Annotated in this window: 15 protein-coding genes and 1 pseudogene; 11 read left to right on the forward strand and 5 right to left on the reverse strand. The window is 61.3% G+C overall.

The annotated features are described in order from the left end of the window. Positions 1-109, forward strand: a 109-nt coding sequence (gene rlmJ, locus BBF94_RS27545) for a 23S rRNA (adenine(2030)-N(6))-methyltransferase RlmJ (protein WP_141676566.1), incomplete at its 5' end; no start/stop codon positions are given. Between the two features lie 133 nt (positions 110-242). Here the strand turns inward: rlmJ and msrA are convergent. The 5 genes from msrA to aceE form a co-directional block, all read right to left on the reverse strand. Then, positions 243-908, reverse strand: coding sequence for a peptide-methionine (S)-S-oxide reductase MsrA (msrA, locus tag BBF94_RS09090; RefSeq protein WP_065258714.1), 666 nt, complete (start codon positions 906-908; stop codon positions 243-245). Between the two features lie 104 nt (positions 909-1,012). Beyond that, on the reverse strand, positions 1,013-3,709 hold the full coding sequence (locus BBF94_RS09095) for a sensor domain-containing phosphodiesterase (protein WP_065258715.1): 2,697 nt from the start codon (positions 3,707-3,709) through the stop codon (positions 1,013-1,015). Between the two features lie 238 nt (positions 3,710-3,947). Then, entirely contained in the window at positions 3,948-5,345 is a 1,398-nt protein-coding gene (locus tag BBF94_RS09100; RefSeq protein WP_065258716.1) for an alkaline phosphatase D family protein, read from the reverse strand. Positions 5,346-5,620: 275 nt separating this feature from the next. Further along, entirely contained in the window at positions 5,621-7,570 is a 1,950-nt protein-coding gene (gene aceF, locus BBF94_RS09105; RefSeq protein WP_065258717.1) for a dihydrolipoyllysine-residue acetyltransferase, read from the reverse strand. 11 nt (positions 7,571-7,581) lie between these two features. Beyond that, positions 7,582-10,227, reverse strand: coding sequence for a pyruvate dehydrogenase (acetyl-transferring), homodimeric type (aceE, locus tag BBF94_RS09110; RefSeq protein WP_065258718.1), 2,646 nt, complete (start codon positions 10,225-10,227; stop codon positions 7,582-7,584). A 262-nt stretch (positions 10,228-10,489) separates the two neighbouring features. Here aceE and BBF94_RS28235 point away from each other — a divergent pair, with 262 nt between their 5' ends. From BBF94_RS28235 to BBF94_RS28145, 10 genes and pseudogenes are all read left to right on the forward strand, one after another. Next, positions 10,490-10,615, forward strand: coding sequence for a hypothetical protein (locus BBF94_RS28235; protein WP_256574488.1), 126 nt, complete (start codon positions 10,490-10,492; stop codon positions 10,613-10,615). Beyond that, the gene (gene glnE, locus BBF94_RS09115; RefSeq protein ID WP_065258719.1) at positions 10,612-13,551 is read left to right on the forward strand and encodes a bifunctional [glutamate--ammonia ligase]-adenylyl-L-tyrosine phosphorylase/[glutamate--ammonia-ligase] adenylyltransferase; all 2,940 of its coding nucleotides are present in this window, start codon (positions 10,612-10,614) and stop codon (positions 13,549-13,551) included. The genes BBF94_RS28235 and glnE overlap by 4 nt, the downstream gene beginning before the upstream one ends. 51 nt (positions 13,552-13,602) lie before the next feature. After that, the gene (gene waaF / locus BBF94_RS09120) at positions 13,603-14,637 is read left to right on the forward strand and encodes a lipopolysaccharide heptosyltransferase II (protein WP_065258720.1); all 1,035 of its coding nucleotides are present in this window, start codon (positions 13,603-13,605) and stop codon (positions 14,635-14,637) included. Position 14,638: 1 nt separating this feature from the next. Next, a complete protein-coding gene (gene waaC / locus BBF94_RS09125; RefSeq protein ID WP_065258721.1) occupies positions 14,639-15,700 on the forward strand; it encodes a lipopolysaccharide heptosyltransferase I in 1,062 nt (353 codons plus the stop codon). Next, positions 15,700-16,821: a glycosyltransferase family 4 protein gene (locus BBF94_RS09130; RefSeq protein ID WP_065258722.1), complete on the forward strand. Its 1,122-nt coding sequence runs from the start codon at positions 15,700-15,702 to the stop codon at positions 16,819-16,821. Before waaC ends, BBF94_RS09130 begins: the two co-directional genes overlap by 1 nt. After that, a complete protein-coding gene (rfaP, locus tag BBF94_RS09135; RefSeq protein WP_065258723.1) occupies positions 16,822-17,628 on the forward strand; it encodes a lipopolysaccharide core heptose(I) kinase RfaP in 807 nt (268 codons plus the stop codon). It abuts the gene before it with no gap. Next, positions 17,628-18,362: a lipopolysaccharide kinase InaA family protein gene (locus BBF94_RS09140; RefSeq protein WP_065258724.1), complete on the forward strand. Its 735-nt coding sequence runs from the start codon at positions 17,628-17,630 to the stop codon at positions 18,360-18,362. Before rfaP ends, BBF94_RS09140 begins: the two co-directional genes overlap by 1 nt. After that, positions 18,359-19,111 carry a lipopolysaccharide kinase InaA family protein gene (locus BBF94_RS09145; protein WP_065258725.1) on the forward strand — a complete coding sequence of 251 codons (753 nt, stop codon included), beginning with the start codon at positions 18,359-18,361 and terminating at the stop codon, positions 19,109-19,111. Before BBF94_RS09140 ends, BBF94_RS09145 begins: the two co-directional genes overlap by 4 nt. After that, positions 19,111-20,562: a lipopolysaccharide kinase InaA family protein gene (locus tag BBF94_RS09150; RefSeq protein ID WP_065258726.1), complete on the forward strand. Its 1,452-nt coding sequence runs from the start codon at positions 19,111-19,113 to the stop codon at positions 20,560-20,562. Before BBF94_RS09145 ends, BBF94_RS09150 begins: the two co-directional genes overlap by 1 nt. A 317-nt stretch (positions 20,563-20,879) precedes the next feature. Beyond that, positions 20,880-21,053 (forward strand): annotated as a pseudogene (locus BBF94_RS28145) (DUF3800 domain-containing protein); the annotation flags it as partial. Positions 21,054-21,113 lie beyond the last annotated feature (60 nt).

The raw sequence follows: 21,113 nt of genomic DNA on the forward strand, positions 1-21,113 counted from the left end.
ACCGTGGGGGCTGGAGGAAGAATTGCGTGAGCTGCTGCCGTGGCTGTCCAAAAAACTTGGGCAGACCCAGGGTGGGTGGCAGATGGATTGGCTGATCGCCGAGAGCTGATCTCTATTGATCGCCGATCGTTCCCACGCTCCGCGTGGGAATGCAGCCCGGGACGCTCCGCGTCCCAACAGCGGACGCAGAGCGTCCATTGAGGCATTCCCACGCAGAGCGTGGGAACGATCGGTTGAGGTGGTCAGTTGCCTGCCAGGCTCGGTGGCATGCACACACCGGTGCCGCCAATCCCGCAGTAGCCTTCCGGATTTTTTGCCAGATACTGCTGGTGATAGGCCTCGGCGAAGTAAACGGTCGGTGCCTGTTCGATCTCGGTGCTGATTTCACCCAGACCGGCTTTCGACAGCTCAGCCTGATACACGGCCTTGCTCTTGCGCGCCGCATCCAGTTGCTCTGGCGTGGTGGCGTAGATCACCGAGCGGTACTGGGTGCCGATGTCATTGCCCTGACGCATGCCCTGCGTCGGGTTGTGCAATTCCCAGAACATCGCCAGCAACTCTTCGTAGCTGACCCTGGCCTTGTCAAACACCACCAGCACCACTTCAGCGTGGCCGGTCAGGCCCGAGCAGACTTCTTCGTAGGTCGGGTTCGGCGTGTAGCCGCCGGCGTAGCCGACCACGGTGCTGACCACGCCTTCGCGCTGCCAGAAGCGACGTTCCGCCCCCCAGAAGCAGCCCAGGCCGAAGATCGCGAAATCGACGTCGTCAAAGAACGGGCCGAGCAGCGGCGTATCGGTAAAAACAAAGTGGGTTTCCGGCAAGGTCATCGGGGTTTCGCGGCCGGGCAGAGCTTGATCTTTTGTCGGTAGCACGTTTTTGTTCACCAGAATTTCCGAGCGCAGAACCATGATCGTTCCTCTCAGTCAGGATGGGATGTAAATAAGCAGACCACCAGTGTGCCCAATGATGCCAAGTTAATCACCAGGCAAAGTGTGCGGATAGTGCCAGTGGGTTACAGGCAGAGCGGGCCGCGCGGGTAGCGCTTGAGCGCCTGGATCAGCTCGCTGCCCGGAATCGGCCGGTCGAACAGGTAGCCTTGGCCGACGTCGCAGCGGTGGCGGCGCAGGAACGCCAGTTGTTCGGCGGTCTCGATGCCTTCGGCCACGACCTTGAGTTTCAGGTTGTGGGCCATGGCGATCACGGCGGAGGTGATTTCCATGTCGTCCTGGTTGTCCGGGATTTCGTGGATGAAGCTGCGATCGATCTTGATGATGTCGATCGGGAATTTCTTCAGGTAACTGAGCGACGAGTAACCGGTGCCGAAATCGTCCATGGCCAGGGTCAGGCCCAGACGCTTGAGCTGGTCGAGCTGCAAATGGGTGTCTTCGGTGGCTTCCAGCAGCAGACCTTCGGTCAGCTCCAGTTCCAGCAGATTGGCCGGCAGCGCTTCTTCCTTGAGGATGTTGGCGATGGAGGCCACCAGATCCGGGTCGGAGAACTGCTTGGGCGACAGGTTGATCGCCACTTGCAGATTGCCCATGCCGGCGGCGGTCAGCGCCTTGCTCATGCGACAGGCCTGTCGGGCGATCCACTTGCCGATCGGAATGATCAGGCCGGTTTCCTCGGCGACGCTGATGAACTGGTCCGGGCGGATCATGCCGCGTTCCGGGTGGTTCCAGCGCAGCAGCGCTTCCATGCCCAGCAGCCGACCGCTGCGCAGGCACAGTTTGGGCTGGTAGAACACGTCCAGCTCGTTCTGGGTCAGGGCGCGGCGCAGGTTGTTTTCGACGAACAGTTTGTAACTGGCCTCGGCATTCAGCGCTTCGGTGAACACCTGCACCTGATGTTTGCCGTTGGCCTTGGCCTTGTGCAGGGCGAGGCCGGCGTTGCGCATCAGGGTCTGCGGGTCGCGGCCATGCAACGGCGCGCAGGCCAGGCCCACGGAGCCGGTGACGCTGATCAACTGGTTGTCGACGAACATCGGTTTGTCGAGTGTCATCAGCAGTTGGCTGGCGATCTGTTGGCCGGCTTCCAGGTCCGTGTTGTCCAGCAACACGGCGAATTCGTTACTGGCGAACCGCGCCAGGCTGCCGCTCGGGCTCAGGCTGTTGCGCAGGCGCCGGGCCAGGCTGATCAACAGTTTGTCGCCGGTCTGGTGGCCGAGGCTGTCGTTGATGCGTTTGAAGTTGTCGATGTCCACCAGCAGCAGGCTGATCGGGGTATCGCTGTCTCGGGCGAAGCGTTCGTCCAGATTGCGGATAAATGCAGGCCGGTTACCGAGGTTGGTGAGGTTGTCGGTGTAGGCCAGACGCTCGATGCGCTGCTGCGCCAGTTTGGTCTGGGTGATGTCTTCGTAGATGCCGATGTAATGCGTCAGCTCACGGTTGTCGCCATAGACCTTGGAGATCGACAACTGGCCCCAGTAGGGTTCGAGGTTCTTGCGGCGGCTCTTGAATTCGCCCTGCCAGCTGTTGCTCTTGGCCAGCGAAGAGGGCGCGTCGAACAGCAGTTCGCTGAGGTTTTCCAGCGCCGGCAGTTCCGACAGGCGCTGGCCGTGGACTTCCTCGGTGGTGTACTGAGTGATGGCGGTGAAGCTCGGGTTGACGTACTCGACCACGCCGTCGCAATTGACCAGCAAAAAGGCGTTGGCGCTTTGCTCCACCGCCCGCTGGAACAGGTGCAGTGCACTGGTGGCGGTGCGCCGGTTGTGATTGTTGATGACCTGGGCGAACTGGTCGGCCAGTTCACCGGCAAAGGCGATTTCGTCGGACTGCCAGGCGCGGGTGACGCCGGTCTGCTCCAGGCACAGCACGCCGACCACCTGGCCGTCGACGCGGATGCTGGCGTCGAGCATGGCATTGACGTCACGGGGACGCAGGGCTTCGGCCATCTCCCGGGTGCGCGGATCGCGCATCGCGTTGTGCGCGTCGATGGCGCGACTGCCGTGCAGCGCTTCCATGTAATCGGGAAAACCGCTGACGTCGATGGCGTCCGGCAGGATGTATTCCTGGGTGGCGCGGTGATACGCCGAGATCGGCACCAGCTTCTGGCCTTCGAGGTTCCACAGGCTGGCGCAGTCGATTTCGTAGATATCGCAGGCGCAGCGGGTGATCAGTTCGGCGGCTTCCTGCAGGGAGTTCTGGCTGCTGTAGCGCTGACGGGCCAGCAACAGGATCAGGTCCTGCTGGGCGCGGACCCGCTCCAGATGCTGCAGCTGTTCCTGCTGGGCGCGCTGATTGAGCTCAAGGGCGATCTGCAGGCGTGAATTCTGGGTTTCCAGGTCGACGGACGGCAGTGCCGGCGCCTCGTCAAATACGTCGTCGACCGCCAGCAGGTAACCGCGCAGCAAGTGACGGTTGTGCTGTTTGTAGGCCTCGCCGAGTTCGAGAATGCTCAAGGCGCCGGCGGCGGTGTGCAGGGTGTAGCGCACCAGATAATGCGGGCTTTGGCCGAGTTGCTGCTGGATCGCGTCGTGCAGCTGATAGCGTGCTTCGGGCTCCATCAGGCTGGCGTAGGGCGAGCCGACCAGGGCGCAGAGTTCGACGGCGGGCTGGCCGAACTGGCGTTCGCAGTTGGGATCGAGAAACAGCATCGCCCAACTGGCTTCATTCAGGCGCTCGAAACGCAGCATGCCGAGCCGCGAGGGCACAGGCAACTGCGTCACTACCTCGGCCGCCATACGGCTGGCGGCATCGGGTTGGCTCTTCATGAAGGGAACTCGCTTGGAAATTTGCTGAACGCGCCGGGCTCTCGCCCTCTTTACTGTTGTCTGCGGCAAGGTTGCATCATTGCGGCACCGACTGACAAGAGAGATGAAGGCCAAGTGCTATAAGAATATGTCGGCTGCGGCGGGCATTTCTCCAGCGAGTGGCGGAAAGTAATCGAGAGCTGCCCGGAAAGTGCTGTTCCAGAGCCTTCGATCGGTTTTGACAGTGATGCCGTTTCATTCAGCGAAGGGGAATGTTGACCGTTTGCAGGTGTTTGCCATCCCGGTCATGGTAGTTGACCTGGATGTGCCCTGGCTCGACCACCATGTGGGCAAAATTATCCTGACTGATGACCTGACTGGTCAGCTCGTGTCGATACTCTCCCGTGTCGGTGCGCGCCAGCGGTTGATCGAGAATGAATGTCGAGGTCGTGGCATAGGGCAACAGTTTGCTGTTGTGCAGCGGTGAAGAAACGATGGTGTGCACTTCGAAGTCGGGATCCTGGCTGTGGGTCAGGCGGGCCGTCAGTGAGCCATGCACGTCGCCGCTGATGAACATGACATTGCGGATCCGGTGCCGGCGGATGAATTCCAGCAGACGCAAGCGTTGCTCGGGAAAGCCTCCCCAGGCGTCTGCGCTGTTGATCTTGCGGTCAGGGTAGAGCATGACGCTGGTGACCACGAACCTGACCCGTGCGTTGCTCTCGATCAACCACTTGCACAAGGCTTGTTCCTGCTCGTCATCGATCATCTGGCGGTTATCGTCCGACAAGTTGCGACGGGTTCTACTGTCGGTGACGAACCATTCGATATCGCCATCGCTGAATGGATACCAGTAGTGCTTCAGCGAAGCGTGATCCACTTGCCCGTTAGTTGCCAGCGAACAGGCCGGGCCATGACTGGCTTGATAAGTTTCATAAGCGACCATTGCATTGCGAAACAATGCCTCATCGGATTCGCCGGCGCGCGTCGGCCAGTTATCTTCTATTTCATGATCGTCGAGAATCATATAAGTCGAAGTGCCGGACATCAGTCGCCGGATGTTGGGTTGGGAAAAGGCCGCGCGATATTTTGCAATGAACTCTTTATATTCACGATCGGGTGCAATCACGTTCAAGTCGTCGGCGTAAATCTGGTCACCGCTCATCATGATCGCGCTCACCGGTGGTTGTGCGCCTTCGATCAATTGGCTGATCGAAGCGAAGATCCGGTCACCGAGCTGGGGCAGCACAGGGATGCCCGCGGTCAGGCGAAGATAGCGGCAGGAGCCGAGGATGTAAGCGCGAGGCGTCAGTGGCCGCTTGCTGCGGGTACGCAGGCGGTACGTCTCCCGGGGCCATTGCAGCGGCAACTCCGCCACGCTTTCGAGAGTGTGGGCCGGGTTCATCGGGCTGAACCATCCAGTCTGGTATTCGTAATCGGTGTCGGCGCTCAAGTTGTCCAGAATCAATACGCCGGACATGTCCCGTTTCGCATCAAGCTGGATGAATCGACTCTTCTCCCATTGTTTTGAATCGGTGACCCGATAACGGATGCCGGCAAATACGGCGGCATTTTCCTGGAACTCACCCCGCAAGAATATGCGTGCCTGGTTAGTTGTGGTGTGCCCGATAATAGGGCCGACAGTCGGCTTCAGCATGTTCGATTCCATTCGAATAAATATTGATTGCAAGTGGGTGATTGAATAGTGGGTAGCTGATTTTGGTGATCCAAGGTTAGTTGGATGGTTATGAAAAATATCTAATGGAAGTGGATTTGGCTTGTGGCTGAAATCAGCACAAGTTGTGGGAAAAGTGTGGTCGATGGTTATTGCAGGCAAAAAAAGCCCCGTCAGGTGACGGGGTTGAGGTACGAGCGTGTGGCGCTCGAAAACGTGGAACGCGGTCGGCCCTCCGTTGCCGGAGGGCGAGCGCTTTACAGCAGGATGGTGCGGATGTCCGCCAGCAGGTCGCCCAGACGCTTGGTGAAGCGTGCAGCGGCGGCGCCGTTGATCACACGGTGATCGTAGGACAGCGACAGTGGCAGCATCAGTTTCGGCTGGAAGGCTTTGCCGTCCCAGACTGGCTGGATGGTTGCCTTGGAAACACCGAGGATCGCCACTTCCGGCGCATTGACGATCGGCGTGAAGCCGGTGCCGCCAATGTGTCCGAGGCTGGAAATGGTGAAGCAGGCGCCTTGCATCTCGTCCGACGAGAGCTTCTTGGTCCGGGCTTTTTCAGCCAGGGAAGCGGCCTCGGCGGCCAGTTGCAGCAGGCTCTTCTGGTCGACGTTCTTGATGACCGGTACCAGCAGGCCGTCCGGGGTGTCGACGGCGAAGCCGATGTTCACGTATTTCTTGCGGATGATCGCCTTGCCGCTTGGCGCCAGCGAACTGTTGAAGTCCGGCAGTTCCTTGAGCAGGTGCGCGCAGGACTTGAGCAGCAGCGGCAGGATGGTCAGCTTGACGCCGGCCTTTTCTGCAACCGCTTTCTGTGCGTTGCGGAACGCTTCCAGCTCGGTGATATCCGCCGAGTCGAATTGCGTCACGTGCGGCACGTTCAGCCAGCTGCGGTGCAGGTTGGCGGCGCCGACCTGCATCAGGCGGGTCATCGGCACTTCTTCGATTTCGCCGAAGCGGCTGAAGTCGACGACCGGAATCGGCGGGATGCCCGCGCCACCGGTTGCGCCTGCAGCAGCGGCCGGAGCTTCCTTGGCCTTCTGCATCATGGCTTTGACGTAAGCCTGCACGTCTTCCTTCAGGATGCGACCGTGCGGACCGCTGGCGCCGACAGCGCTCAGCTCGACGCCGAACTCGCGAGCCAGTTGACGCACGGCAGGACCGGCATGAACTTTCGCGCCCGGCTTGGCTGGAGCAGCAACCGGAGCGGCAGCAGCAGGTGCAGCGACCGCCGGAGCAGCAGCGGCTGGCGCAGGAGCGCTCGGAGCAGCGGCAGCTGGAGCCGGGGCGGCGCCTTTGACTTTCAGCTTGAGGATCAGGTCGCCGGTACCGACTTCGTCGTCCAGCTTGATGGAAACGCTTTCCACCACGCCAGCGGCAGGCGAAGGGATTTCCATGCTCGCCTTGTCAGATTCCAGGGTGATCAGCGACTGGTCGGCTTCGACGCTGTCGCCGGCCTTGACCATCACTTCGATGATCTTGGCCTTGCCGGCCGAACCGATGTCCGGAACGTGGATGTCCTGAACGCTGTCGGCAACCGGAGCAGCAGGCGCGGCAGCCGGGGCCGGCGCTGCGGCAGCGGCTGGAGCAGCAGCCTGGGCCGGAGCGGCAGCCGCAGGAGCCGCAGCCCCCGCCACTTCCAGATCCAGGATCAGGTCGCCGGTGCCGACTTCGTCGTTCAACTTGACGCTGATGGCCTTGACCACGCCAGCGGCAGGCGACGGGATTTCCATGCTCGCCTTGTCGGATTCCAGGGTGATCAGCGACTGATCAGCCTCGACCTTGTCGCCGACCTTGACCTGGATCTCGATGATCTGGGCCTTGCCCGACGAGCCGATGTCCGGCACGTGCACTTGCTGGACCGAAGCGGCAGCAGGGGCAGCGGCTGGCGCGGCAGCAGCAGGAGCGGCAGCCGGTGCAGCTTCGGCCTTGGCGGCAGGAGCAGCAGCCGGAGCAGGGGCCGCTTGCGCGGCGCCCTCGACTTCCAGCTCCAGCAGTTCGTCGCCTTCTTTCAGGCGATCGCCCAGCTTCACTTTCAGGCTTTTGATGACACCGGCTTTCGGGGCCGGCACTTCCATGCTGGCCTTGTCCGATTCCAGGGTCAGGATGCTCTGATCGGCTTCGATACGGTCGCCGACCTTCACAAACAGTTCGATTACTTCACCTTCACCGCTGCCGATGTCAGGTACGCGAATGAGTTCGCTCACAGAGTTTCTCCTCAGCAGTCCAGTGGGTTGCGTTTTTCCGGGTCGATGCCGAACCTGGTAATGGCCTCGGCCACGACTTTAGGTTCGATATCGCCACGGTCAGCCAGTGCTTCCAGGGCTGCCAACACCACGAAATGACGGTCGACTTCGAAGAAATGACGCAGTTTCTTGCGGCTGTCGCTGCGGCCGAAACCGTCGGTGCCCAGGACCTTGAATTCCTTGGACGGTACCCACTGACGGATCTGCTCGGCGAACAGTTTCATGTAGTCGGTCGAGGCGATGACCGGACCTTTACGGCCGCTCAGGCACTCTTCGACGTAGCTGCGCTTCGGCTTCTGGCCTGGTTTCAGGCGGTTGCTGCGCTCTACGGCCAGGCCGTCGCGACGCAGTTCGTTGAAGCTGGTGACGCTCCACACATCGGCGCCGATGTTGAACTCTTCACGCAGGATCTTCGCCGCTTCACGGACTTCACGCAGGATGGTGCCGGAGCCCATCAGCTGAACGTGGTGCGCCGCGTCGCGGGTGTCTTCTTCGAGCAGGTACATGCCTTTCTTGATGCCTTCTTCGGCACCGGCCGGCATGGCTGGCTGCTGGTACGACTCGTTCATCACGGTGATGTAATAGAAGATGTCCTGTTGCTCTTCGGTCATCTTCTTCATGCCGTCCTGAATGATCACCGCCAGCTCGTAGCCGTAGGTCGGATCGTAGGTGCGGCAGTTCGGGATGGTGGCAGCCAGCAGGTGGCTGTGACCGTCTTCGTGCTGCAGGCCTTCGCCGTTCAGGGTGGTACGGCCGGCGGTGCCGCCGATCAGGAAGCCACGGGTACGGCTGTCGCCGGCCGCCCAGGCCAGGTCGCCGATACGCTGGAAGCCGAACATCGAGTAGAAGATGTAGAACGGCAGCATCGGCTGGTTGTGGCTGGAGTACGAAGTACCGGCGGCGATGAAGGAGCTCATGGCGCCCGCTTCGTTGATGCCTTCTTCAAGGATCTGACCTTTCTGGTCTTCCTTGTAGAACATCACCTGATCCTTATCGACTGGCTCGTAGAGCTGGCCGACGGACGAGTAGATGCCCAGCTGACGGAACATGCCTTCCATACCGAAGGTACGGGCTTCGTCCGGGATGATCGGAACGATGCGCGGGCCGATTTCCTTGTCCTTGACCAATTGCGCGAGGATCCGCACGAAGGCCATGGTGGTGGAGATTTCGCGGTCGCCGGAACCGTCGAGGATTGCCTTGAGGGTGTCCAGGTCCGGAGTCGGCACGCTGAAGCTCTGCGCACGACGCTGCGGAACGAAACCGCCCAGTGCGGCACGACGCTCGGCCAGGTAGCGGGCTTCGGCGCTGCCTTCTTCCGGCTTGAAGAACGGCAGGTGTTCCAGATCGGCATCCTTGACCGGGATGTCGAAACGGTCACGGAAGTGTTTCAGGCTTTCGACGTCGACTTTCTTGGTGTTGTGCGCGGTGTTTTTCGCTTCGCCGGCACCGGTGCCATAACCCTTGATGGTCTTGGCCAGGATGACGGTAGGCTGGTCCTTGTGATTGACCGCCTGGTGGTACGCCGCGTAGACCTTGTACGGGTCGTGGCCGCCACGGTTGAGTTTCCAGATCTCGTCGTCGGACAGGTCGGCAACCATCGCCTTGAGTTCAGGCGTGTTGAAGAAGTGCTCGCGAACGAACGCGCCGTCTTTGGCCTTGTAGTTCTGGTACTCGCCGTCGATGACTTCGTCCATGCGACGTTGCAGGATGCCGTCGGTGTCCTTGGCCAGCAGAGGGTCCCAGAAACGGCCCCAGATGACCTTGTTGACGTTCCACTGGGCGCCGCGGAACACGCCTTCGAGTTCCTGGATGATCTTGCCGTTGCCGCGAACCGGGCCGTCGAGGCGCTGCAGGTTGCAGTTGATGACGAAGATCAGGTTGTCCAGCTTCTCGCGGCCGGCCAGGGAGATTGCGCCCAGGGATTCCGGCTCGTCGCACTCGCCGTCGCCCAGGAAGCACCAGACTTTCTGTTTGCCCGGCTGGATGAAACCACGGTGTTCCAGGTACTTCATGAAGCGCGCCTGGTAGATCGCCTGGATCGGACCCAGACCCATGGACACGGTCGGGAACTGCCAGAAGTCAGGCATCAGCCAAGGGTGAGGGTAGGACGACAGGCCCTGACCGTCGACTTCCTGGCGGAAGTTGTTCATCTGCTCTTCGGTGATGCGGCCTTCCATGAACGCACGGGCGTAGACGCCTGGCGAGGTGTGACCCTGGAAGTAGATCAGGTCGCCGCCGTGTTCGTCGGTCGGGGCCTGGAAGAAGTAGTTGAAACCGATGTCGTACAGGGTCGCGCTGGAAGCGAAGCTGGAGATGTGACCGCCCAGGTCAGAATCTTTCAGGTTCGTACGCATTACCATGGCCATCGCGTTCCAGCGTACCAGCGAGCGAATGCGGCGTTCCATGAACAGGTCGCCAGGCATGCGTGCTTCGTGGGTAACGGGGATCGTGTTGCGGTAAGGCGTGGTGATGGCGTAAGGCAGTTGCGAGCCGCTGCGGGTCGCGAGTTCGCCCATACGGGTCATCAGATAGTGAGCACGGTCTTCGCCTTCTTTGTCGAGAACCGATTCCAGGGCGTCCAGCCATTCCTGGGTTTCGACGGGATCGAGGTCTTGCATGGCTTGCTCCAGGGCGGAAAGGCTTCCAGAATCGGTTGCCTGAGTTTGCGACTGGCCTTGTGGGCAGACGATTTAAAATTCTTGGATTGCCGACAGGTTGTTCCGGCGGCGTGTAGTTTTACTACAAATCATCTGGCATTTCAGCCTTTCGAATGTATAGACGAGTAGTAAAACTACAGATGAAAGGCTTGTGGCCTCCGGCTGCGTTGTGAGAATAATCGTTAAGGTTGGTCTTTTGCCATCCGAAAAAGGTGAAAGTTTGATGTTGGCTGCCAAAGAAAAAGAAATTTCAGCTATTTCTCACTTTTGTTCGACAGTCCTTCGCGTAGCGGTTTTTCATTCATCACTACAAGCGGCCATTTATACGCCGATCAAGGATAGACCATGACCCTGCCCGCGCTTGCCGAACTGCCCGCCATTCTCCTGTCATTGGTCAGTCGATCGGAGCAGTCGTTCCGTACGGCCATCGCCGGACTTGAAGACGATCCCGGCTTCTCCACCTGGACTCCGGAACGCCGGGCGCAATTCGACCGCGTCACCGCCGCCAGCGATTTCGTGATTGAACAGAGTGTTCGTGACCCTTTGATGTTGCTGTCGCTGGTGCAGTCCGGCGAGCTCGACCGGCCGTTTGCTCCCGGCGAGTTGTGCGCGCAGATCGCCGCTGCGGTGAACGCTGCACAAACGGAAGACGAACTGGGCCGCATCCTGCGGCGTCAGCGCGCCCGGCATCAGGTGCGGATCATCTGGCGCGACCTGACTCGTCAGGCCGATCTGGTGCAGACCTGCCGCGATCTTTCCGATATGGCCGACGCCAGTATCGACCAGGCTTATCAATGGCTGTACAGCCGCCATTGTCAGCAGTTCGGCGTGCCGACCGGTCGGCGCAGCGGCCTGCCGCAGCAGATGGTCATTCTCGGCATGGGCAAGCTCGGTGCGGTGGAGCTCAACCTGTCGTCGGACATCGACCTGATCTTCGCCTACCCCGAGGGCGGCGAAACCGTCGGTGTGAAGCGTCCGCTGGATAACCAGGAGTTCTTCATCCGCCTCGGTCAGCGCCTGATCAAGGCCCTCGACCCGATCACCGTCGACGGCTTCGTGTTTCGCGTCGACATGCGCCTGCGTCCGTACGGTTCCTCCGGTGCGCTGGTGCTGAGCTTCAATGCGCTGGAGCAGTATTACCAGGATCAGGGCCGTGACTGGGAACGCTACGCGATGATCAAGGCGCGGGTGGTCGCCGGCGATCAGGTGGCGGGCGCGCAGTTGCTGGACATGCTGCGACCGTTCGTTTACCGGCGTTATCTGGACTTCTCGGCGATCGAAGCGCTGCGCACCATGAAGCAACTGATCCAGCAGGAAGTGCGGCGCAAGGGCATGGCCGACAACATCAAACTGGGCTCCGGCGGCATCCGCGAAGTCGAGTTCATCGCCCAGGCCTTTCAGTTGATCCACGGCGGTCGCGACCTGAGCCTGCAGCAGCGCCCTCTATTAAAGGTGCTGGGCACGCTGGAAGGGCAGGGTTATCTGCCGCCGGCGGTGGTCAGCGAGTTGCGTGAAGGTTACGAATTCCTGCGCTACACCGAACACGCGATCCAGGCGATTGCCGACCGCCAGACCCAAATGCTGCCGGACACGGCACAGGATCAGGCGCGCATCGCCTTCATGCTCGGTTTCGCCGACTGGGATGCCTTCCATGAAAAGCTGATGTTCTGGCGTGGCCGGGTGGCCTGGCACTTTGCGCAAGTGATCGCCGACCCCGATGAAGAAGAGGGCGCCGATTGCGAGGTGGTGGTCGGCGGGGAATGGCTGCCGCTGTGGGAGGAGGCGCAGGACGAAGAAGCCGCCTGTCGCCAGTTGGAAGAGGGCGGTTTTGCCGACGCCACCAAGGCCTTGAAGGCGTTGGCCGGTCTGCGCAGCAGTCCGCAACTGCGGGCGATGCAGCGTCTGGGTCGTGAACGCCTCGACGCCTTCATTCCGCGCCTGCTCGCTCAGGCTGTTGAGCACGACAATCCGGATCTGGTGCTTGAACGGGTGTTGCCGTTGGTCGAAGCGGTGGCCCGGCGTTCGGCTTACCTGGTGTTGCTGACGGAAAACCCTGGTGCGCTGCGTCGCTTGCTGACCCTGTTCGCCGCCAGCCCGTGGATCGCCGAGCAGATCACCCGTTTCCCGCTGCTGCTCGACGAGCTGCTCAACGAAGGTCGCCTGTTCAAGCCGCCGCTGGCACCGGAACTGGCGGCCGAGCTGCGCGAGCGTCTGACCCGGATCCCGGAAGACGACCTCGAGCAACAGATGGAAGCCCTGCGTCATTTCAAACTGGCGCACCGCTTGCGCGTCGCCGCCTCGGAAATCGCCGGCAGCCTGCCGTTGATGAAGGTCAGCGATTACCTGACCTGGCTGGCCGAGGCGATTCTGGAGCAAGTGCTGGCCCTGGCCTGGCGCCAGACCGTGGCCAAGTACGGCACGCCGCTGCGCACCGACGGCACGTTGTGCGATCCCGGCTTCATCATTGTCGGTTATGGGAAAGTCGGCGGGATCGAGTTGGGGCATGGTTCGGACCTGGATCTGGTGTTCATCCACGACGGCGACCCCCAGGCGGAAACCGACGGGGCAAAACCGATCGATGGTGCACAGTTCTTTACCCGGCTCGGCCAGCGGATCATTCACTTGCTGACAGCGCAGACCAACTCCGGCCAGCTTTATGAAGTGGACATGCGTCTGCGGCCGTCCGGAGCGTCCGGGCTGTTGGTCAGTTCCCTCGGCGCGTTTGCCCGCTATCAGGAAAATGAAGCCTGGACGTGGGAGCATCAGGCATTGGTGCGGGCGCGGGTACTGGTGGGCAGTCAGGATGTCGGCCAGGCGTTCGAGAAAGTGCGGGCCCAGGTGCTGGGCAAGACGCGGGATCCGGCGAAGTTGCAACAGGAAGTGAGCGAGATGCGCGCCAAGATGCGTGACAACCTCGGCAGCAAGAGCACGGCCGCCGGCACCGGGGCTAATGCCTTCGAGGCCTCGGCGCCGTTCGACCTCAAGCAGGACGCCGGAGGTATCGTCGATATTGAATTTATGGTGCAATACGCGGCCCTGGCGTGGTCGCAAAGTCACCCACCGCTGCTGCGCTGGACGGACAATATCCGCATTCTGGAAGAGCTGGAGCACGAAGGGTTGATACCCGTCGAAGACGCCGGCCTGTTGCGCGAGGCCTACAAGGCCTACCGTTCTGCCGCCCACCGGCAGGCCTTGCAGAAGGAGGCCGGGGTGATACCGGGCGACCAGTTCGCGGACGAACGGCGGCAGGTGATGCGGATCTGGCGAGAGCTGGGGCTAAGCTGATTCTCGAGACGGGGAGGCGTAAGGCCTCCCCGGTTCGTTTATGGAAACCACATGAATATTCTGATCGTTGGGCCCAGTTGGGTCGGTGACATGGTGATGGCGCAGACACTGTTTCAGTGTCTCAAGCAGCGCCACCCGCAGTGCGAAATCGACGTGCTGGCCCCCGAGTGGAGCCGGCCGATCCTCGAGCGCATGCCGCAAGTGCGCAAGGCCTTGAGCTTCCCGCTCGGCCACGGCGCGCTGGAGCTGGCGACCCGTCGGCGGATCGGCAAATCCCTGGCCGGCCAGTACGACCAGGCGATCCTGCTGCCTAATTCACTGAAGTCGGCGCTGGTGCCGTTCTTCGCCGGCATCCCGAAACGCACCGGCTGGCGTGGCGAATTCCGCTATGGCCTGCTGAACGACGTGCGCACGCTGGATAAAGAACGTTATCCGCTGATGATCGAGCGTTTCATGGCGCTGGCCTACGAGCCGAACGCCGAGCTGCCGAAACCCTATCCGCGCCCGAGCCTGCAGATCGATCCGGTGACCCGCGAGGCCGCTCTGGCCAAGTTCGGTCTGACCCTCGATCGTCCGGTGCTGGTGCTGTGCCCCGGCGCCGAATTCGGTGAAGCCAAACGCTGGCCGTCCGAGCATTACGCCAAGGTTGCCGAAGCGCGCATTCGCGAAGGCTGGCAGGTCTGGCTGTTCGGCTCGAAGAACGATCATGCGGTCGGCGAAGACATCCGTGCGCGACTGATTCCGGGGTTGCGCGAAGAGTCCGTGAACCTCAGTGGCGGCACTTCACTGGCCGAAGCCATCGACCTGATGTCCTGCGCGGACTCCGTGGTCTCCAACGATTCCGGCCTGATGCACGTGGCCGCTGCGCTGAATCGCCCGTTGGTGGCGGTCTACGGTTCGACCTCGCCGGGCTTCACTCCGCCACTGGCCGAACATGTGGAAATCGTCCGTCTGGGCCTCGATTGCAGCCCGTGTTTCGATCGGACCTGCCGTTTCGGCCATTACAACTGCCTGCGCCAGCTGATGCCGGACGCGGTCAACGATGCCTTGCAGCGGTTGCAGGGCTCCGTGGTCGAGGTTCAATAAGTTGCGGGTATTGCTGATCAAGACCTCATCGCTGGGCGACGTGATTCATGCGTTGCCGGCGTTGACCGACGCGGCCCGGGCGATTCCCGGCATCCAGTTCGACTGGGTGGTGGAAGAGGGCTTCACCGAAATCCCGACCTGGCACCCGGCCGTGGGCAAGGTGATACCGGTGGCGATCCGCCGCTGGCGCAAGAACCTCTGGCAAACCTTCAAGAGCGGCGAGTGGAAGCGCTTCAAGCAAACCGTGCGTGCCAGCAAATATGACCTGGTGATCGATGCTCAGGGCCTGCTGAAAAGCGCCTGGCTGACCCGTTACGTCAAGGCCCCGGTGGCCGGCCTCGACAAGGGCTCGGCCCGGGAGCCGATTGCTGCTCGATTCTATGACCGCAAGCTGGCGGTGGCCCGTGGGCAGCATGCCGTTGAACGTGTGCGCCAGTTGTTCGCTATCGCCCTGGGTTACGACCTGCCCAAAGGCCTGGGGGATTACGGCCTCAATGTCGAGCGTCTGGTAGAACTGCCGCGCAAGACTGCCTATGTGGTGTTCCTGCATGGCACCACCTGGGACACCAAGCACTGGCCGGAAAGCTACTGGCGTGAGCTGACCGAGCGGGTCGGTTACCTCGGCGTCGGGATCAGACTGCCTTGGGGCAATCCACAGGAGAAGGCCCGGGCCGAGCGCATCGCCGCCGGTTTCAAACATGCCGAAGTCTTGCCGAAGCTGAACCTGGCCGGGGTCGGCAAGGTGCTGGCCGGCGCCCAGGCCTGCGTCGCGGTGGACACCGGTCTCGGTCATCTCGCCGCGGCACTGGATGTGCCGACGATTTCCCTGTTCGGCCCGACCAATCCGGGTCTGACCGGCGCCTACGGCAAGCTGCAGATTCACCTCGCCAGCGATTTCCCGTGCGCGCCGTGCCTGCAAAAGAAATGTACGTATCAACCGACCGCGCAGGATGCCCGTCAGTTTGACCTGAAACGCGAGTGGCCTTTGTGCTTCACGCGTCTGAATCCCGAGCGTGTCGCCAGCCGACTGAGCACGTTGTTGATGGCTGAGGAGCTGCGTTGATGCAATTGGCATTTGTCCTTTACAAATATTTCCCGTTCGGCGGTTTGCAGCGCGATTTCATGCGCATCGCCCTCGAATGTCAGAAGCGTGGTCATCAGATTCGCGTCTACACCCTGATCTGGGAAGGTGACGTGCCGCCCGGCTTCGAAGTGCTGGTGGCGCCGGTCAAGGCGTTCTTCAATCACCGCCGCAACGAAAAGCTCAGCGCGTGGATGGAAGCGGATCTGGCCAAACGCCCGGTGGATCGGCTGATCGGCTTCAACAAGATGCCGGGGCTGGACGTCTACTATGCGGCCGACGGCTGCTTCGAAGACAAGGCGCAGAACCTGCGCCATTCGCTGTACCGCCGTTGGGGCCGTTACCGCCATTTCGCCGAGTACGAGCGCGCGGTGTTCGCCAAAGGCGCGAAGACCGAAGTGCTGATGATTTCCGAAGTGCAGCAGCCGCTGTTCATCAAGCATTACGACACGCCGCTGGAGCGTTTCCACCTGCTGCCGCCGGGCATTGCTCAGGATCGCCGTCGCCCGAAGGATGCCGACGAGATTCGCGCCGGTTTCCGCGCAGAATTCAACCTCAGGGACGACGAACTGCTGCTGGTGCAGATCGGCTCCGGGTTCAAGACCAAGGGCGTCGATCGCAGCCTGAAAGCCCTGGCGGCATTGCCCGCCGAACTGAAGAAACGCACCCGCCTGTTTGTAATCGGCCAGGATGACCCCAAATTGTTCCAGATGCAGAGTGCAACATTGGGTCTGGGCGACAACGTGACGTTCCTCAAGGGACGCAGCGATATCCCGCGCTTTTTGCTCGGTGCCGATCTGTTGATCCACCCGGCCTACAACGAAAACACCGGTACGGTGCTGCTCGAAGCGCTGGTCGCCGGATTGCCGGTGCTGGTCAGCGCGGTCTGCGGTTACGCCCATTACATTGCCGAGGCCGATGCCGGGCGCGTGCTGGACGAGCCGTTCGATCAGGCGCAGCTGACGCAATACCTGACCGACATGTTGAACGACGACGCTGCACGGGCGGCCTGGAGCCGTAACGGTCTGGCCTTTGCCGAGACGGCCGACCTCTACAGCATGCCGCAGCACGCGGCCGATGTGATTCTGGCGGAGCACGCATAAATGAAGTTGATGCTGGCTGAACCGTTCAAGAGCCTCTGGACCGGACGCGACCCGTTCGCCGAAGTCGAGGCGCTCAAGGGCGAGGTCTACCGCGAGCTGGAAGCTCGGCGGACGCTGCGCACGGAAGTCGGCGGCAACGGGTTTTTCGTCAAGATCCACCGCGGCATCGGCTGGGGCGAAATCTTCAAGAATCTGCTGACCGCCAAACTGCCGGTACTCGGTGCGGGCCAGGAATGGAAAGCCATCCAGCGATTGCAGGAAGTCGGCGTGCCGACCATGACCGCCGTTGCATACGGCGAGAAGGGCAGCAACCCGGCAGAGCAGCATTCGTTCATCGTTACCGAAGAATTGGCTCCGACCATCAGTCTCGAAGACTTCAGCATCGACTGGGTCAGGCAGCCGCCACAACCGAAGCTCAAGCGTGCGCTGATCGCCGAAGTCGCACGCATGACCGGCATGATGCACCGCGCGGGGGTCAATCACCGCGACTGCTACATCTGCCACTTCCTGCTGCACACCGATAAACCGGTGACTGCGGAAGATTTCAAGCTCTCGGTCATCGATCTGCACCGCGCCCAGACCCGCCCGGCGATTACCCGGCGCTGGCGCAACAAGGATCTGGCGGCGCTGTATTTTTCCGCGCTGGACATCGGTCTGACCCGTCGCGACAAGCTGCGCTTTCTCAAAGGCTACTTCCAGCAACCGCTGCGTCGGATCCTGGCTGAAGAGGCGCCGTTGCTCAGCTGGCTCGAAGGCAAGGCCGGCAAGCTCTATGAACGCAAGCAGCGATACGGGGATGCGCTCTGATGGCGGGTTGGAATCTTGAGCCCGGTTACAGCGACCTCGCAGCGGATTTTGGCAGTCTTGAAGCGGTATTCGCGCTCAAGGGCGAGCGCCTGACCCGCGATCCGCTGTCCGAAGTCATCCGCGTGCAACGCAACGGCGTCAATTACTACGTCAAGCGCTACTCCGGCGCCGGCAAGGGGTTGCGCCGTTACCTCGGCAAGCCGCGGGTGAAAATGGAGTGGCAGAACCTCAAGCGCTTCGCCAAATGGGGCATTCCCACCGCCGAAGTGGTGGCCTGGGGCCTGGAGCGCAAAGGCATGGCCTACGACCGCGGGGCGATGATCACCCGTGAGCTGCCGCGTACCGAGGACCTCTCGGCGCTGGCCGAGCGCAATGACCCCAAGCTGAAGAATCACGGCTGGGTCGATGGCATCAGCCGGCAACTGGCGGTCTACACCCGTACGATGCACGATCATCGCTTCACCCATAACGATCTGAAGTGGCGCAACCTGCTGATCGACGATCAGGCACAGCTGTTTCTCATCGACTGCCCGAACGGCGATTTCTGGCGCGGTTTCTGGCTCAAGTACCGGATCACCAAGGATCTGGCCTGTCTCGACAAGGTGGCCAAATATCACCTGTCGAATACCCAGCGCCTGCGCTTCTACCTGCAATACCGTCAGCGTGACCGGCTCAATGCCGCCGACAAAAAACGGATTCGTCACGTGGTGAGATTTTTCGAGGGACGCGAATGACTGATTTTCTCGCCGCTGAGGACCGCCCGCTGCTGGAGCGTCACGGTCTCGGCACGTTCGATGCGCTGTGGGCCAAGCAGCTCGACGCAGTGGATGAGCCGAACACCGACGGCGGCGGCTGGAGCAGCGTGTTCCGCCTTGAGCTCGAAGGTCGCGGCTATTACCTCAAGCGCCAGAGCAATTACTTGACCCGCACGTTGCACGCACCGTTCGGCGAGCCGACCTTTGCCCGGGAGTTTCGCAACATCAGTCGCTATGGCGCCCTCGGCATTCCCGCATTGCAGGCGGCGTTTTTCGGTCAGCGCAAGGTCAATGGCGAGGTGCGCGCGATTCTGCTGACCCGGGCCCTCGACGGTTGGGATGATCTGGATTCGCTGTTGCAGCGCTGGTCGAGCCTCGAGGTCGCGCAGCAGTCGGCGATTCTCAAGGCCTGCGGTCAACTGGCGCGGCATCTGCACGGCGTGCGCCAGGTGCATGGCTGCTTTTATCCGAAGCATATTTTCCTGCGTGCCGAAGGCGCCGGTTATCGGGCGCAACTGATCGATCTGGAAAAGACCCGGCCCTTGCTGTTCGGTCTGCGCGATCGGGTCAAGGACCTGGAGCCGCTGTTGCGTCGTGCGCCGGAGTGGAGCGAGGCTCAGTTGCGCGAGTTGTTGGCCGCATATCTCGATCAGTCGGTCGACAGCTCGCTGGTCGATAGCTGGGTCTCGCGGCTGACCGCGCGGCGCAGTCGCAAGGAGACCCGCTGATGCAACTGTCCGACCTGAAAAACGCCGGACGCACGCCGAGCCTGCCGTTGACGGTTTCCCTGGCGGATGCCGCGGGTCCCGCTGATCTGCAATTGCTCAGCCTGTTGCGGGTATTGCCGGGGCAGCGTTATGTCGGCGCCGGCGTGTGGCGCGGTCGCCCGGTGCTGGCCAAGTTGCTGGTCGGCAGCAAGGCGGCACGGCATTTTCAGCGTGAACTGGACGGTGTGAAGCTGCTCGCCGCCCAAGGCATGATCACGCCGTTGCTGCTGGCCGATGGCCTGAAGGACGGCGAGGGCGGCTGGCTGCTGTTCGAGTTCCTCGAAGGCGCTGAAAGCCTGGGCGATGCATGGGGCAAGGTTGAATCGTTGCCAGTGCTGGCGGATGAACAATCGGCAGTGCTGGCCGAAGCGCTCGATGCCATTGGCCAGCTGCACGGCAAAGGCCTGTGGCAGGAAGACCTGCACCTGGACAACCTGCTGCGCCACGGCGGTCAGTTGTATCTGATCGATGGCGCCGGTATCCGTGCGGAAACCGCCGGTCAGCCATTGTCCCGGCAGAAAGTGCTGGAGAATCTGGGCGTTTTTTTCGCCCAGTTGCCCAAATCCCTGGAGCCGTTCACCGAAGAGCTGCTGGTGTATTACCTGCTGAGCAACAGCGAGCACGCACTACCGTTGGAAGCGCTGCAGAAGCAGATCGACAAGGTGCGGGCCTGGCGTTTGAAGGATTTTCTGATCAAGGTCGGTCGTGAATGTTCGTTGTTCAGCGTGCGACGCGGGGCGTTCGGTCTGCGCTCGATCCGTCGCGAGGAAGAGCCCGCGATGCTGCCGGTGCTGGAACGGGCCGATGCCTTGCTCGATCAGGGTCATCTGTACAAGACCGGCGGCGCAGCGAGCGTCGGCAGGGTCGAAGTGGCCGGGCGTGCGCTGGTGGTCAAACGCTACAACATCAAGAATTTTGCCCATTGGCTCAAACGCTTCTGGCGCCCGAGCCGTGCGTGGCATTCCTGGCGCGAAGGCAATCGCCTGGCGTTTCTCGGCATCGCTACCCCCAAACCGCTGGCGGTGCTGGAAACCCGGTTTTTCTGGCTGCGCAGCAAGGCGTATCTGGTCACCGAGTACCTGGCCGGGCCGGACATCATCGAGCGATTTGCGCCGTATGTTGAAAGCGGCGAAGCGCCGGAAGCCGAGTTGCAGGCGCTCGATCAACTGTTTGCACGCTTGATTGCAGAGCGCATCAGTCATGGCGATTTCAAGGGACATAACCTGTTCTGGCACCAGGATCGCTGGGCGCTGATCGATCTGGACTCGATGTGCCAGCACGGCTCGGCGAGCAGCTTCGCTCCGGCCTATGCCCGGGATCGCGCAAGGTTCATGCGTAACTGGCCGCAGAGCAGTGCGCTGTATCAGGTGATTGATCAGCGTTTGCCAAAGGATGCATCGGGCGCTGCGTGATTGCTGTCTCAATCGAGTAAGACATTTCTGCAATAGAAATTGGGTAGGGCATGTGGCGACAAATCCTTGTGATTTGTCCTACGGCTTGGTCAGAACCCATGAACTGCCTCCCATAAAGCTCCGATGCTAGTTTGCCCCGACGTTCCCGGAGGGCAAACCTTGACCATCAAAACGGCTTTCACCAGCGACGCTTTTTTCCTCGCCCTGCCCGGTGTCTTCGACACGGCTTATTGCATGGCTGTGGACGGATACATCAGTGATTTTTGGCGACCGGGTCGTGGGTAAATTACCTTGCCGCCAATCAGTGAATACAGCGACTTGTTGCGAGGCCCATTGGCATGAGCGTTTTGAGAGCGGGTCAGGGAAACCGTGCTTTTGACGTGCTCAAGCGCAAGTTCTATTGCAGCGGAGGGCGGAGCAAGGTTGGAGAGGGTTTCGAGAATTGGGGTTTGAAGATTTTCCCATCCCCAGAAAGCGAAAAGCCCCGATGATCTCACCGAGGCATTAGCGCCGACCGGGATCTCCCAGTCCATTTGTGCTGGAGTCTATGT

This window comes from Pseudomonas bananamidigenes (assembly GCF_001679645.1).
Taxonomy (GTDB): domain Bacteria; phylum Pseudomonadota; class Gammaproteobacteria; order Pseudomonadales; family Pseudomonadaceae; genus Aquipseudomonas; species Aquipseudomonas bananamidigenes.

Excerpts from the sequence above, each read along its gene's own strand:
- waaF (WP_065258720.1), top strand. The coding sequence starts at position 13,603 with ATGAATATTCTGATCGTTGGGCCCAGTTGGGTCGGTGACATGGTGATG.
- aceE (WP_065258718.1), bottom strand. The coding sequence starts at position 10,227 with ATGCAAGACCTCGATCCCGTCGAAACCCAGGAATGGCTGGACGCCCTG.
- BBF94_RS09145 (WP_065258725.1), top strand. The coding sequence starts at position 18,359 with ATGACTGATTTTCTCGCCGCTGAGGACCGCCCGCTGCTGGAGCGTCAC.
- BBF94_RS09100 (WP_065258716.1), bottom strand. The coding sequence starts at position 5,345 with ATGCTGAAGCCGACTGTCGGCCCTATTATCGGGCACACCACAACTAAC.
- BBF94_RS09130 (WP_065258722.1), top strand. The coding sequence starts at position 15,700 with ATGCAATTGGCATTTGTCCTTTACAAATATTTCCCGTTCGGCGGTTTG.
- BBF94_RS28235 (WP_256574488.1), top strand. The coding sequence starts at position 10,490 with ATGTTGGCTGCCAAAGAAAAAGAAATTTCAGCTATTTCTCACTTTTGT.
- BBF94_RS09095 (WP_065258715.1), bottom strand. The coding sequence starts at position 3,709 with ATGAAGAGCCAACCCGATGCCGCCAGCCGTATGGCGGCCGAGGTAGTG.
- BBF94_RS09140 (WP_065258724.1), top strand. The coding sequence starts at position 17,628 with ATGGCGGGTTGGAATCTTGAGCCCGGTTACAGCGACCTCGCAGCGGAT.
- rfaP (WP_065258723.1), top strand. The coding sequence starts at position 16,822 with ATGAAGTTGATGCTGGCTGAACCGTTCAAGAGCCTCTGGACCGGACGC.
- BBF94_RS09150 (WP_065258726.1), top strand. The coding sequence starts at position 19,111 with ATGCAACTGTCCGACCTGAAAAACGCCGGACGCACGCCGAGCCTGCCG.
- glnE (WP_065258719.1), top strand. The coding sequence starts at position 10,612 with ATGACCCTGCCCGCGCTTGCCGAACTGCCCGCCATTCTCCTGTCATTG.
- msrA (WP_065258714.1), bottom strand. The coding sequence starts at position 908 with ATGGTTCTGCGCTCGGAAATTCTGGTGAACAAAAACGTGCTACCGACA.